General features: G+C 61.1%; 10 protein-coding genes. All 10 read left to right on the top strand.

Annotated elements, in window-relative coordinates:
* Positions 1–310: 310 nt before the first annotated feature.
* Positions 311–1,609 (top strand): CmpA/NrtA family ABC transporter substrate-binding protein, encoded by a 1,299-nt coding sequence (locus tag RTCIAT899_RS24710; RefSeq protein WP_015342548.1) that lies wholly within the window; start codon positions 311–313, stop codon positions 1,607–1,609.
* A gap of 67 nt (positions 1,610–1,676) precedes the next feature.
* A complete protein-coding gene (gene ntrB, locus RTCIAT899_RS24705) occupies positions 1,677–2,570 on the top strand; it encodes a nitrate ABC transporter permease (protein ID WP_015342547.1) in 894 nt (297 codons plus the stop codon).
* Positions 2,571–2,580: 10 nt separating this feature from the next.
* The gene (locus RTCIAT899_RS24700) at positions 2,581–3,378 is read left to right on the top strand and encodes an ABC transporter ATP-binding protein (protein ID WP_015342546.1); all 798 of its coding nucleotides are present in this window, start codon (positions 2,581–2,583) and stop codon (positions 3,376–3,378) included.
* A gap of 6 nt (positions 3,379–3,384) precedes the next feature.
* Positions 3,385–5,847, top strand: coding sequence for a nitrite reductase large subunit NirB (gene nirB / locus RTCIAT899_RS24695; protein ID WP_015342545.1), 2,463 nt, complete (start codon positions 3,385–3,387; stop codon positions 5,845–5,847).
* A 4-nt stretch (positions 5,848–5,851) separates the two neighbouring features.
* Complete coding sequence (nirD, locus tag RTCIAT899_RS24690) at positions 5,852–6,202, top strand: nitrite reductase small subunit NirD (RefSeq protein WP_015342544.1); 351 nt, start codon at positions 5,852–5,854, stop codon at positions 6,200–6,202.
* Positions 6,203–6,421: 219 nt separating this feature from the next.
* Positions 6,422–9,076 (top strand): nitrate reductase, encoded by a 2,655-nt coding sequence (locus RTCIAT899_RS24685; RefSeq protein WP_015342543.1) that lies wholly within the window; start codon positions 6,422–6,424, stop codon positions 9,074–9,076.
* Positions 9,077–9,202: 126 nt separating this feature from the next.
* Complete coding sequence (locus RTCIAT899_RS24680; protein ID WP_015342542.1) at positions 9,203–10,222, top strand: helix-turn-helix domain-containing protein; 1,020 nt, start codon at positions 9,203–9,205, stop codon at positions 10,220–10,222.
* A 97-nt stretch (positions 10,223–10,319) separates the two neighbouring features.
* On the top strand, positions 10,320–11,432 hold the full coding sequence (locus RTCIAT899_RS24675) for an efflux RND transporter periplasmic adaptor subunit (protein ID WP_041678362.1): 1,113 nt from the start codon (positions 10,320–10,322) through the stop codon (positions 11,430–11,432).
* Entirely contained in the window at positions 11,429–12,124 is a 696-nt protein-coding gene (locus RTCIAT899_RS24670; protein WP_015342540.1) for an ABC transporter ATP-binding protein, read from the top strand. Before RTCIAT899_RS24675 ends, RTCIAT899_RS24670 begins: the two co-directional genes overlap by 4 nt.
* Positions 12,124–13,266 carry an ABC transporter permease gene (locus RTCIAT899_RS24665; protein ID WP_015342539.1) on the top strand — a complete coding sequence of 381 codons (1,143 nt, stop codon included), beginning with the start codon at positions 12,124–12,126 and terminating at the stop codon, positions 13,264–13,266. Before RTCIAT899_RS24670 ends, RTCIAT899_RS24665 begins: the two co-directional genes overlap by 1 nt.

Below are 13,266 nucleotides of genomic sequence, written 5' to 3'. Positions count from 1 at the left end.
TTGCAGGCGCACAAAAATGTTGCAGGCGAGATGTAATAGCCGAGCCGCCAATGGCGTCCCGCTAGGAAAATTCATAAGTCATCTCAACGGCTTATCTGCATTACCCAGACTTGGCATGCCGTTTGCTTCATAAATTTTGCATCGGTCAACGGCGACCGAAGCAGCCGGGTGCACCATAGGCGCCCGCAAAAGACATCGACGTCGCAAGGTTTTTGCTGCCCGGGACATTTCCTCCGTCCCGCAGGCGCGATCACCGAGCGGCGTTTTTTTATGTCCAAAATCAAGAGAGATCAGCAGAGGGAACCTGCGAATGACAAAGTTTTTGACGACCGCCATCAGCCGTCGCAGCATGCTCAAGACTACCGCAACGGCTGCGCTCGTCAGCGCGGTCAGGTCGGCATTTCCTTCGGGTGCTTTTGCGGCGGCCGCTGGCCCGGAAGTCAAGGGCATCAAGCTTGGCTACATTGCGTTGACGGATGCGGCCCCCTTGATCGTCGCCAAGGAGAAGGGCCTCTTCGAAAAGCACGGACTGCCTGAAGTCGATGTCGCCAAGCAGGCATCCTGGGGCGCCACGCGTGACAACCTGGTCCTAGGGGGCGCGGCCAACGGCATCGATGGCGCCCATATTCTCTCGCCGCTTCCCTATCTCATGCACACGGGGAAGGTGACCCAAAACAACAAACCTGTTCCGATGGCGATCCTTGCCCGTCTCAACCTCGACAGCCAGGGCATTTCGGTTGCCAAGGACTATGCCGCAACGGGCGTCCAGCTCGATGCTTCCAAGCTGAAGGAAGCTTTCGCGAAAAAGAAGGCCGCCGGCAACGAAGTCAAGGTCGCCATGACCTTTCCGGGCGGGACCCACGATCTCTGGATCCGCTACTGGCTTGCCGCGGGCGGTATCGACCCGAACAAGGACGTCTCCACCATCGTCGTCCCCCCGCCGCAGATGGTCGCCAATATGAAGGTCGGCAATATGGACGCGTTCTGCGTTGGCGAACCGTGGAACGAGCAACTGGTCAACCAGGGCATCGGCTTTACTGCGGCGACCACCGGCGAACTCTGGAAGCACCACCCGGAAAAGGCGCTCGGCCTGCGTGCCGAATGGCTGGAAAAGAACCCGAATGCGGCAAAAGCCCTGTTGATGGCGATCATGGAAGCACAGCAATGGGCCGACAGGATGGAAAACAAGGATGAAATGGCCGAAATCCTCGGACGCCGCCAGTGGTTTAATGTGCCGCCGAAGGATGTTGCCGGCCGCCTGAAAGGCGACATCAATTACGGCAACGGCCGCGACGTGAAGGCCACCGATCTCTTCATGAAATTCTGGCGCGACAACGCGTCCTATCCGTTCAAGAGCCATGACGCCTGGTTCGTCACGGAAAACGTCCGCTGGGGCACGTTTGCGCCGAATACCGACATCAAGACGCTGGTCAGTCAAGTTAACCGGGAAGATGTCTGGCGGGACGCCGCAAAGGAACTCGGCGTGGCTGCAGCCGACATTCCTGCTTCGCCGTCGCGCGGCAAGGAAGTGTTTTTCGACGGCAAGGTCTTCGATCCGGAGAACCCGTCGGCCTATCTCGACAGCCTGGCGATCAAGGCCGCCTCGTAAGAGGTCCGCTTTCGGCGCGTCTCGGCGCGCCGGCCTCATTTCTCGACACCTTCAAAGGAGCGCGCTGATGTCCGCCCTGGCAAAACAAGAAAAGCTAACCGCGGTCGCATCCGCAAAACCCGAGCCGAACATCGTGCCGTTCTCCGGCAGGCGTGTTGCAAGATTCGATGCGAGGACTATCGCGGCCACGCTGGCGCGCAGCGTCTTGCCGCCATCCATAGTGCTGGCAGTGATGCTGCTCGTCTGGCAGGTCCTCTGTTCGTCGCCGACCGCCTCGCTCCCCTCCCCCTCTGTCGTTTGGACGGAAGCCTACGATCTGATCGTCTTTCCCTTCTTCAATAACGGTTCCCAGGATATCGGCCTTGGCTGGCGCGTGCTGGTTTCGCTGCAGCGCGTTGCCTATGGCTTCGGGATGGCGGCCGTGGTCGGCGTGGTGATCGGCGCCATCATCGGCCAGTCCGTCTGGGCCATGCGCGGCCTTGATCCGATCTTTCAGGTGCTGCGCACCGTGCCGCCGCTTGCCTGGCTGCCCTTGTCGCTTGCCGCCTTTCAGAATGCCAATCCCTCGGCGATCTTCGTGATCTTCATCACCTCGATCTGGCCTGTTATCATCAACACCGCCGTCGGCGTGCGCAACATTCCCGAAGATTACCGCAACGTCGCCAAGGTGCTGCGGCTGAACCCGCTCGAGTTCTTCTTCGAGATCATGCTGCCTTCGGCAGCACCTTACATCTTCACAGGCCTGAGGATCGGCGTCGGGCTTTCCTGGCTTGCTATCGTCGCGGCCGAAATGCTGACCGGCGGCGTCGGGATCGGCTTCTTCATATGGGATGCGTGGAACTCGTCGCGCCTTCCCGACATCATTGTCGCCCTCGCCTATATCGGCGTCGTCGGCTTTGCCCTCGACAAGCTGGTGGCGGCGGCCGGCAAGATCGTCACCCGCGGCGCTTCGGCAAACTGAGGAGGATATGATGAACGCGTATCTCAAGCTCGATCATATCGACAAGCATTTCGACCGCGCCGGCGTGCGGACAGAAGTTTTGACGGACATCAACCTGACGATCGAAAAGGGTGAATTCGTTTCGATCATCGGCCATTCCGGCTGCGGCAAGTCCACCCTGCTCAATCTGATCGCCGGGCTGACGCCAGTCTCCAAGGGTGCCGTTCTCCTTGAAAACCGCGAAGTCAATGCGCCTGGGCCGGAACGTGCCGTCGTTTTCCAGAACCATTCGCTGCTGCCTTGGCTGACGGTTTACGAAAACGTCCACCTCGCCGTCTCCAAAGTCTTCAAGTCCGCAAAATCAAAAGCCGAAAAGCATGATTGGGTCATGGCCAACCTCGACCTCGTCCAGATGGCACACGCCAAGGACCGGCGCCCGTCGGAAATTTCCGGCGGCATGAAGCAGCGCGTCGGCATTGCCCGCGCGCTGGCGATGGAGCCGAAGATCCTGTTGCTCGATGAGCCCTTCGGCGCGCTCGATGCGCTGACCCGCGCTCATCTGCAGGATGCGGTCATGGAGATCCATTCGAGGCTCGCCAACACCATGGTGATGATTACTCACGACGTGGACGAGGCAGTGCTCCTGTCCGACCGTATCGTGATGATGACCAACGGTCCGGCCGCCCGCATCGGTGACGTGCTCGAGGTCGCGATCGAGCGCCCACGCAACCGCATCGCGCTCGCCTCGGACCGGACCTACCTCAAGTGCCGCGAGGCGGTGCTGAAATTCCTCTACGAACGCCATCGCTTCGTCGAAGCTGCGGAGTAAGAACCCATGCAAGAATCACGCGTTGAAAAACTCGTCATCATCGGCAACGGCATGGCGCCAGGGCGCATGCTGGAGCATCTGTTCGAACAGGCACCCGGTCGCTACAGCGTTACGATCTTCAATGCCGAACCGCGCGTCAATTACGATCGCATCATGCTGTCGCCGGTCCTGTCCGGGGAGAAGGACTACGAGCAGATCATCATCCACGGCGATGGCTGGTACATCAAGCACGGCATCACCCTCTACAAGGGGCACAAGATCGTCGCCATCGACCGGGTGGCAAAGACCGTCACCTCTGATCACGGCGTCACGGAGAGCTACGACAAGCTGGTGATCGCCACCGGCTCCGTTCCCTTCATCATCCCGGTTCCCGGCAAAGATCTTCCCGGCGTCATCACCTATCGCGATCTGGACGACGTGCAGGCCATGCTGCTTGCCGCCCAATCGCGCGAAAAGGCTGTCGTCATCGGCGGCGGCCTGCTCGGCCTCGAGGCGGCGGCTGGCCTTGCCCAGCGCGGGATGGACGTCACGGTGCTGCATGTCATGCCGACGCTGATGGAGCGTCAGCTCGACCCCGCCGCCGGCTACCTCCTTCAGAAGGCGGTCGAGGAGCGCGGCATAAAGGTCATCTGCAAGGCCAATACGAAGGCCATTATCGGCAATGACAGGGTCGAGGGTGTCGAGCTCGACAATGGCACAATCGTGCCCGCAACCCTGGTCGTCATGGCAGTCGGCATTCGGCCGAATATCGGCCTCGCAAAAGAAGCCGGCCTTGCGGTCAACCGCGGCATCGTCGTCGATGCCGGCATGCAGACCTCCGACGGCAATATCCTTTCCCTCGGCGAATGCGCGGAGGTCGGCGGCATGGTCTACGGCCTCGTCGCGCCTCTTTACGAGATGGCGCGCGTTGCCGCTGCGCGCCTGGCCGGCAACAGCGAGCCGGAATTCGTGCACTCCGACACGCCGACCAAGCTCAAGGTTACCGGCATCGCCCTTTATTCACTCGGCGATTTCGCCGATGGCGATGACCGGCAGGAGATCGTGCTGCGCGACGCGACTGCCGGCGTCTACAAGCGCCTGGTGCTGAAGGACAACCGCATCATCGGAACGGTTCTTTACGGCGAAACAGCCGACGGGGCATGGTTCAACGACCTGAAGAAGAGGGCCGTCGATATTTCCCCGATGCGTGACACCTTGATTTTCGGCCAGGCCTATCAGGGAGGAACTCCGCTGGACCCTATGGCGGCCGTTGCAGCCTTGCCGGATGATGCGGAGATCTGCGGCTGCAACGGCGTCTGCAAGGGAAAGATCACCTCGACCATATCAGCCAAGGGGCTTTCCTCGCTCGATGACGTGCGCGCCCACACCAAGGCCTCGGCCTCCTGTGGCTCCTGCACCGGCCTCGTCGAGAAGCTGATGGTGCTGACCTTGGGCGACAGCTACAATCCCGCTGCCGTCCAGCCGATGTGCACCTGCACCGAGCTTGGCCATGACGACGTGCGTCGGCTTATCAAGGCCAAGGGTCTGAAGACCATTCCGGCCGTCATGCAGGAACTCGAATGGAAAACCTCCTGCGGCTGCGCCAAGTGCCGCCCGGCGCTCAACTACTATCTCGTCTGCGACTGGCCGGACGAATATGCTGATGACTACCAGTCGCGTTTCATCAATGAGCGCGTCCATGCCAATATCCAGAAGGACGGGACTTATTCGGTCGTTCCACGCATGTGGGGTGGCGTGACCAGCTCCAAGGAACTGCGTGCCATCGCCGACGTGGTCGATAAGTTTGCGATCCCGATGGTGAAGGTTACCGGCGGGCAACGTATCGATCTTCTCGGCGTCGAAAAGGAAGACTTGCCGGGTGTCTGGGCCGATCTCGGCAAGGCGGGCTTCGTTTCCGGTCAGGCCTATGCGAAGGGTTTGCGCACCGTGAAGACCTGCGTCGGCTCCGACTGGTGCCGCTTCGGCACGCAGGATTCCACCGGCCTCGGCATCCGCATCGAAAAATTCATGTGGGGTTCGTGGACACCGGCAAAGCTCAAGATGGCGGTCTCGGGCTGTCCACGCAATTGCGCCGAAGCGACCTGCAAGGATATCGGCGTCATCTGCGTGGACTCGGGTTTCGAGATCCATTTTGCCGGCGCCGCTGGTCTCGACATCAAAGGCACAGAGGTTCTCGGCCTCGTCAAAAGCGAGGATGAAGCGCTCGAACATATCGTGGCGCTGACACAGATGTACCGGGAGCAGGGTCGCTATCTCGAACGAATCTACAAATGGGCCAAGCGCATTGGCCTTGACGAGATCCGCCGCCAGATCATGCAGGATCACGAGAAGCGCAGGGCCTATTACGAGCGCTTCGTTTTCAGCCAGAAGTTCGCACAGGTCGATCCGTGGTCGGAACGCGTTTCCGGCAAGGACAAGCATGAATTCCGGCCGATGGCGACAATCGGCTTCCCGCAGGCCGCGGAGTAAGGAGATGGACATGAACTGGCCAAAGGAAGGCTGGCACGCAATCGGCGATATCTCGGACATTCCGCTGCGGGGCGCCCGCTGCGTAAAGACGCCACAAGGCAAGATCGCCGTGTTCCGTACGGCGGAAAACGAGGTCTTCGCCATCGAGGATCATTGCCCCCATAAGGGCGGGCCACTCTCCCAGGGCATCGTTCACGGCACAGCCGTGACCTGTCCGCTGCACAACTGGGTAATCTCGCTCGAAACCGGCAAGGCGCTCGGGGCCGATCAAGGCGAGGTGCGAACCATTCCCGTCCGCAACGAAGATGGCGCGCTGTTTATCGCACTCGAAAGCCTGATGATGGCGGCGGAGTGAGGATGACAGCGCGCGGGAAAAGTCACCCCCCTCTGTCAGCTTCGCTGACATCTCCCCCACAAGGGGCGAGATTGGTCGGTGCAAGAAGCCAGCTTTACCGAGCCGAAACGAAAAAGCCGACGAAAGTGGCGCCATGTGATCTCCCCCCTTGTGGGGGAGATGTCCCGCAGGGACAGAGGGGGGTGTTCTCTCACGCTCTAACCTTCATGGACCCAATCCATGTCCATTGAAACCAAAACCACCTGCCCCTATTGCGGCGTCGGCTGCGGCGTCATCGCCAAGGTCGATGATACCGGCAAGGTCTCCGTCGCAGGCGATCCCGACCATCCCGCCAATTTCGGGCGGCTCTGCTCGAAAGGCTCGGCGCTCGCGGAGACCATCGATCTCGACGGCCGGCTCCTATTTCCGGAAATCGCCGGAGAGCGTGCAGAGTGGGACGAGGCGCTTGATCTGGTCGCGAAACGCTTCGGCGAGACGGTCACCGAGCATGGCCCGGACTCGGTTGCCTTCTACGTCTCCGGCCAGTTGCTGACGGAAGATTATTATGTCGCCAACAAGCTGATGAAGGGCTTCATCGGATCGGGCAATATCGATACCAATTCGCGGCTCTGCATGTCGTCCTCGGTCGCCGGCCATCGCCGCGCCTTCGGCTCGGACACGGTGCCCGGCACCTATGAAGACCTCGAGCTCGCGGATCTCGTCATTCTCACGGGGTCGAACCTCGCCTGGTGTCATCCCGTCCTTTACCAGCGGCTTGCAGCCGCCAAGTCGGCTCGGCCCTTTATGAAGATTGTCGTCATCGATCCGCGCCGGACGATGACCTGTGACATCGCCGATATGCACCTTGCGATCCGCCCCGATGGCGATGTCGCCCTGTTCATGGGCCTGCTTGCTCACCTCGCCGAAAGCAATGCGCTCGACCGAGCCTATATTGCCACCCATACGACGGGTTTCGAGAATGCGGTCACCGCAGCGGCAAGTCTTTCCTTCGATGACGTGATGGAACGCAGCGGCTTGGCGGCGGAGCAATTGCGCGCCTTCTTCCGGCTGTTCGAGACGGTGGAAAAGAGCGTCACCTGCTACAGCCAGGGCGTCAATCAATCGGCTTCCGGAACCGACAAGGTCAACGCCATCATCAATTGCCATCTCGCCACAGGCCGCATCGGTCGCCCCGGGATGGGACCTTTCTCTCTGACGGGGCAGCCGAACGCCATGGGTGGGCGCGAGGTGGGTGGGCTTGCAAACATGCTCGCCGCCCACATGGCCATCGAAGACCGCCAAGACCGGGATCGCGTACAGCGCTTTTGGGGATCGCCTGTCATCGCCGAAAGGCCGGGCCTGAAGGCAGTCGACATGTTTCGAGCCGTCGCTGAGGGGCGGATCAAGGCGCTCTGGATCATGGCGACCAATCCGGTCGTCTCGATGCCCGACGCCGACGCAGTTGCGGCAGCCATCAAGTCTTGTCCTTTCGTCGTCGTCTCCGACGTCCTGCGTGAGACGGATACGACGCGCCATGCCGATATCCTGCTGCCCTCCCTCGGCTGGGGTGAAAAAGACGGTACGGTTACCAATTCGGAACGGCGCATCTCCAGGCAACGCCGCTTCCTTCCTGCGCCCGGCGAGGCAAAGGCGGATTGGTGGCAGATGGCCGAAGTCGGTCGTCGGATGGGATTCCAAGGTTTCGATTTTCGCTCGCCTGCGGACATCTTCGGCGAGCACGCCGCGCTCTCCGCCTTTGAAAACGAGGGGAGCAGGGATTTCGATATCGGCGCCTTCTCAAGGATAGACGGTGACACCTACCAGGATCTGGCCCCTTTCCAATGGCCGGTTTCCAGAGAGGGAACGACCCGGACACGCTTCTTCGCCGATGGCGATTTCTACCATCCAGACGGCAAGGCGCGGTTCATGACAATCCAGGCGCCGGAAACGTCCCGCACAAATGGACGCTTTGGTTTGACCCTCAATACCGGCCGCATCCGCGACCAGTGGCACACGATGACACGCACCGGCAAAAGCGCGAGACTTTCCGGTCACATGGCCGAGCCGTTCGCGGAAATTCATCCACGCGATGCGATGGAGCGCGGCATTCGCAGTGCCGCTCTGGTAGAGGTCGAAAGCCCGCATGGCAGTGTGGTCGTCCGGGCCTTGATCACCGAACGGCAGGCACGCGGCAGCATTTTCGTGCCGATGCACTGGAATGACCAGTTCGCCGCCAAAGCCCGCATCGACGCGCTAGTCCCGGCTGTGACCGATCCCGTCTCAGGTCAGCCGGCTTCGAAAAACATTGCCATCACGGCCCGCCCCTTCGATGCAGCGCTCTACGGATTTGCGGTAAGCGCTACCAAGCCTGCTGCCGAAACCGCCTATTGGGCGCTTGGCCGAACCGAGGGTGGCTGGCGGATCGAGCTGGCTTTCAAGGCGACCGATCGCATCGATGATTGGATCGCATGGTGTCGTCGCACATTTGCGCTTCCGATCGAAATCGAGCCGCTTGGATATGCAGATCATGAGACCGGCGATTTGCGGCTCGCCTTCTTCGACGGCGAGCGCCTGCTTGCTGCATTCTTCCTTGCCCGCGAGCCGGTTGCCGTATCCCGCAGTTGGGCAGCCGCTGAACTCACCGCTGTTCACTCCGATCTGCGCAAGCGCTTCCTCATCGTTGCCGGACGCCCGGGCGCCGATCAGCCCGACCCGGGCGCCACTGTCTGCTCCTGCTTTTCGGTCGGCGTCAACAGCATCGTCGCCGCCATTCGCAATGGATGTCACAGCGTCGAAGCTGTCGGCGCTGCGACGAATGCGGGAACCAATTGCGGTTCCTGCCGTGCGGAAATCAGCGGGATCATCGATGGATGTCTTGCCGCCGCAGCGGAGTGACATGCCACGACAACCGGCCTCCCTCCCCAGAATTTTGACGACCTGAAACATGATTGAGGTCGCGGTGCGGCCCGTCTTTCGGCATGATCGGCTGGAGATACAGACAGGTCCTGCTCCGAACGATCGATGATTTTCATTCCGCTTCCATTCGTCGTCGCCATTTTGCTCGTCACTCTCTTCGGCGTCGTCCGGAGCCGCGACGACAGTCCCTCACCCAATCTTCCTTTCCAGGCGCTCATTCTTCTCAGCGCCTTTCAGTCCGTACTGTCTGGGTTGCGTTGGGGTTATGCCGTTTTGCCTGTCATGTACGCCATGCCGGTCGCAGCTGCGATGGTGCCGCCGCTTGCCTATCTGGGGATCTCCAGGCTGGCGCGCAAAAGCGCTCTATCGCCAATTCAGCAGATATGCCTGCATGGTCTTCCGGCGGGGCTTATTGGCGTGCTGGTCGCGATATGGCGCGACGCGATCGATATCGGGATCATCCTTATCGATATCGGCTATGCCGCAGCAATCCTGCTTCTCATGCGCTCGGGCACGGACGCCCTCCGTCTTGCACCTTTCGAAAATGCCGGCCCGACCTATAGGGCCATCCTCTTTGCCGCAGGCGCGCTTCTGCTCTCGGCAGCGGTGGATGCGTTCATCTGGCTGGATTTTGCCTGGGCCGGCGGCATATATGCACTGAAGGTCATCAGCTTCGGAAATCTCATCGGACTGGCAATTCTGGCCATGGCCGCTGCCGCTGCCAGCCGCAGCCATGCGCCCGCCGAAAAGACGGAAAACGTTCGTCCGCCAGAATTCCTTGAAGACGCACAGACGCTTGTGGCGGTGCAGGCCTTGATGAAAGACAGGCACGCCTATCGCGATGTCGATCTCAATCTGGACCGGTTGGCGCGCAAGCTTGCAATTCCCGCTCGGCAGATTTCCGCAGCCATCAACCGCGCAACCGGTAAGAATGTCTCGCAATATGTCAACGAGCACCGGATCGCCGAGGCCTGCCTGCTGCTGGCAGAAACCGAAAAGCCGGTGACGAAAATCATGTTCGATGTCGGTATTCAGACCAAATCGAACTTCAATCGCGAGTTCCGGCGCGTTACCGATACGACGCCGCTCGAATGGCGCGACAGGTCGCGCAAACCTTCCAGCTGATTTCGGCCACTGCAAAGACTGACTAAATCGCGATTAAGCACGATCCGGATCATGTTCGAGGTCTCCGTTTCCCCGTCGGATGGCCATGCTCTTCCTCATGAGCACCCTCACCGATCACGACCAGAGACTTGCCGCCACGCTGACCTCCCTCTCCCTTGAGCGGCGGCACATAACACAGGATCCGCCCCACGCCCCAAGGCGGCGGACCATTCCTCTCCTGAGCCTGGCATTGGTTGCGGCCACCAGCCTGATCATCGTCATCTATCGTCCCCGTATATTCCACCCGTCGGGAACGCCTCTCTCTTCCATACCGGCCTTGCGGAGCGAGCCACGCGCGACGGAAACCGCCCTAGTTGAAGACACAGATGAAAGGGACAACAAGCAGGGTGTCATAAAAAGACAGGTCGGCGAAATAACCGGCGCCGGGATTGTCGTTGCTCCGCGCAGCACGACCGTTTTCTCCAAATATGAAGCCAGAATTACCGATGTCGCCGTCGAGCCCGGCGACCGGGTCGAAGCCGGGCAGGTTCTGATTGCACTCGATGATGCGGTCGCCCACATCGCGCTGGAAAAGGCTGAAGCCGCGCGCGCCGCTGCCGATCTGACGGTCAAGGCGCGTGACATCGATCTCCTTCAGGCGCGTGCATCGCTCGACCGCCTCGAGAGCCTCGCCAGCCGCGATGCGGCCTCGCGGCAGCAATTGGAAGAATCGAGAACGGCCTTTGCCCGTGCATCCAACGCTCTGGCGCAGGCGCGGCAGGATCTCACGACAGCCGCGCTCGGCGTTCGCTCCGCCGAGGAGCCCCTGGCGGAACTGATGGTCCGCGCGCCCTTTGCCGGCACGGTGACACGGCTGAGCGCCCATGTCGGCGACACCGTGCTTGCCCGTGCCGACAGCGTGCGCGAAAACCAGAGCCTGCTTGCCATCACCGATACGACCAGCATGGCGATCGACGCCGACGTGGCGGAAACCAATATCGCATTTCTCAGACCGGGCTTGCGGGGCGAGGCCGTGCTCGACGGATTTCCCGATCGGGCCTTTGCGGTCGAGGTGGTGCGGCTCGCGCCTATCGCCTCGGTCGAAAAGGGCACAATCACGGTTCGCCTTTCCCTCATCGATCCGCCGGAAGGCATTCGGCCGAACATGGCCGCCCGCATCCGTATCCCCCTTCCAGACACGATCGCCAAGAATGGAGACAGCAAGCCATGACCCAGGACGTCTATATCGAGCTCAAAGAGGTGCGAAAGGCCTATCGTATCGGCAAGGAGGATATCTCCATCTTCTCGGGCCTCGACCTTGCCATTCCGCAAGGCGATTTCGTCGCCATCATGGGGCCGTCCGGATCGGGGAAATCCACACTCCTCAACATGCTGGCCGGCATCGACCGGCCAGATGCCGGAAGTGTAAGCATCGGCGACCATCGGCTCGACTGGATGGGCGAACGGGCGCTTTCCTCCTGGCGAGCGCACAATATCGGCATCGTCTTCCAGTTCTACAATCTGCTGCCGATGCTGACCTCGGCAGAGAATGTCGAACTCCCGCTCCTCCTGAAGCCCCTCAGCACAAAAGAACGGCGTGACCGGGTCGGCAAGGTCCTCGATCTCGTCGGGCTCACCGGCAGGGAAAAGCAATATCCCTCTTCCATGTCGGGCGGGCAGCAGCAGCGCGTCGGCATTGCGCGCGCCATTGTTTCCGATCCCGGCCTGCTGCTCTGCGACGAGCCGACCGGCGATCTCGACCGGGCCTCCGCCGACGATGTGCTGCAGATGCTCAACTTCCTCAATCGCGAACTGGGAAAGACCATTATCATGGTGACCCACGATCCCCGGGCCGCAGCCTCGGCCAGACGGACGCTGCATCTCGACAAGGGACAGTTCATCGAAGCGGAGAAGGCAGCCTGATGACCTTCCTCGACCTCGCCCGAAAGAATGCCTGGCGAAAGCCGCTGCGCACTACTCTGCTCATTGTCTGCATCGCCGTCGCCTTTCTCATCCATGGGCTGACCGCCAGCTTCCTTGCCGGTTCGCAGGGCGCGTCGGCCGCGAGCGACAATATTCTCGGCGTCATGAGTGCCAGCGGGCGCGGGCAGCCATTGCCGATGGCCCACCGCGCCCGCATTGCGGCCGATCCCGATGTCGCAGCGGTCGGTTACATGACGCGCCTGCGCGGCTTCATCGATGTCGAAAAGAATGTCGTGCCAATCAGCGCCGTCGATCCGGCGTTGCTGATGGAAACCAACGGCCGGGAACTCGGCCTTACACCCGATCTGCTCGAGGCGATCGGTCAAGGCCGCGACCGGGTGCTGGTCGGACGGGCGCTCGCCGAAGCCGAAGGCTGGTCTGTTGGCCAAAACATCACCGTCACCACCTTTCAGGTGGCGAAGCAGGACGGCGGCCGCGACTGGCGCTTCGTGATCGCGGGGATCTTCGAGGGCGAAAGCGCCAGCACCGACACCTACTTCACCATCGCCCGCTACGATTACGTCAATGCCGCCCGCGCAAAAGACAAGGACACGGTGGATGCTTTCATCATCAAGCCGCGCGACGGCGTTTCGCCGGGCGTTCTGGCTGCCCATATCGACGCGCTCTTCGCCAACTCCGCGGCGCCCACGCGCACTCAGTCCGAAAAGCAGTTTCTCGAAGCCTTCCTGCGCCAGTATGCCGATATCGGCCTCATCGTCGATCTGGTCACAGGGGCTGCCTTCGTCACGCTGCTGATGATCGTCATCAACACCATGGCCTTCGCCGTGCGCGAGCGAACATTCGAAATCGCCGTCCTGAAAACGCTGGGCATCTCGCGCATGACGATCCTCACCCTCGTCCTCGGTGAAACACTGTTCATGTTCATCATCGGCGGCGCCATCGGGCTGGCCTTGGCGAGAGCCGGAGCGATATTTGCCGGCCCGTCGCTCGGTCTTGTCTTCTCTCCGGTCGTGCTGCTGCATGCAACGGCGATCGTGCTTGTCCTTGGACTCACAACCGGCCTCGTGCCGGCTGTCAACGCCATGCGAACCCCCATCATGAAAGCCTTCCGAACAAGGTGA

The organism is Rhizobium tropici CIAT 899 (assembly GCF_000330885.1).
Lineage (GTDB): Bacteria > Pseudomonadota > Alphaproteobacteria > Rhizobiales > Rhizobiaceae > Rhizobium > Rhizobium tropici.
The sequence above is the reverse complement of the archived record's forward strand: the minus strand, read 5'-3'. Positions and strand labels throughout refer to the sequence as shown.

Bases quoted from the DNA above. Each gene is read 5' to 3' on its own strand.
- RTCIAT899_RS24680 (WP_015342542.1), top strand. From the start codon at position 9,203: ATGATTTTCATTCCGCTTCCATTCGTCGTCGCCATTTTGCTCGTCACT.
- ntrB (WP_015342547.1), top strand. From the start codon at position 1,677: ATGTCCGCCCTGGCAAAACAAGAAAAGCTAACCGCGGTCGCATCCGCA.
- RTCIAT899_RS24710 (WP_015342548.1), top strand. From the start codon at position 311: ATGACAAAGTTTTTGACGACCGCCATCAGCCGTCGCAGCATGCTCAAG.
- RTCIAT899_RS24665 (WP_015342539.1), top strand. From the start codon at position 12,124: ATGACCTTCCTCGACCTCGCCCGAAAGAATGCCTGGCGAAAGCCGCTG.
- RTCIAT899_RS24675 (WP_041678362.1), top strand. From the start codon at position 10,320: ATGAGCACCCTCACCGATCACGACCAGAGACTTGCCGCCACGCTGACC.
- RTCIAT899_RS24685 (WP_015342543.1), top strand. From the start codon at position 6,422: ATGTCCATTGAAACCAAAACCACCTGCCCCTATTGCGGCGTCGGCTGC.
- nirB (WP_015342545.1), top strand. From the start codon at position 3,385: ATGCAAGAATCACGCGTTGAAAAACTCGTCATCATCGGCAACGGCATG.
- nirD (WP_015342544.1), top strand. From the start codon at position 5,852: ATGGACATGAACTGGCCAAAGGAAGGCTGGCACGCAATCGGCGATATC.
- RTCIAT899_RS24700 (WP_015342546.1), top strand. From the start codon at position 2,581: ATGAACGCGTATCTCAAGCTCGATCATATCGACAAGCATTTCGACCGC.
- RTCIAT899_RS24670 (WP_015342540.1), top strand. From the start codon at position 11,429: ATGACCCAGGACGTCTATATCGAGCTCAAAGAGGTGCGAAAGGCCTAT.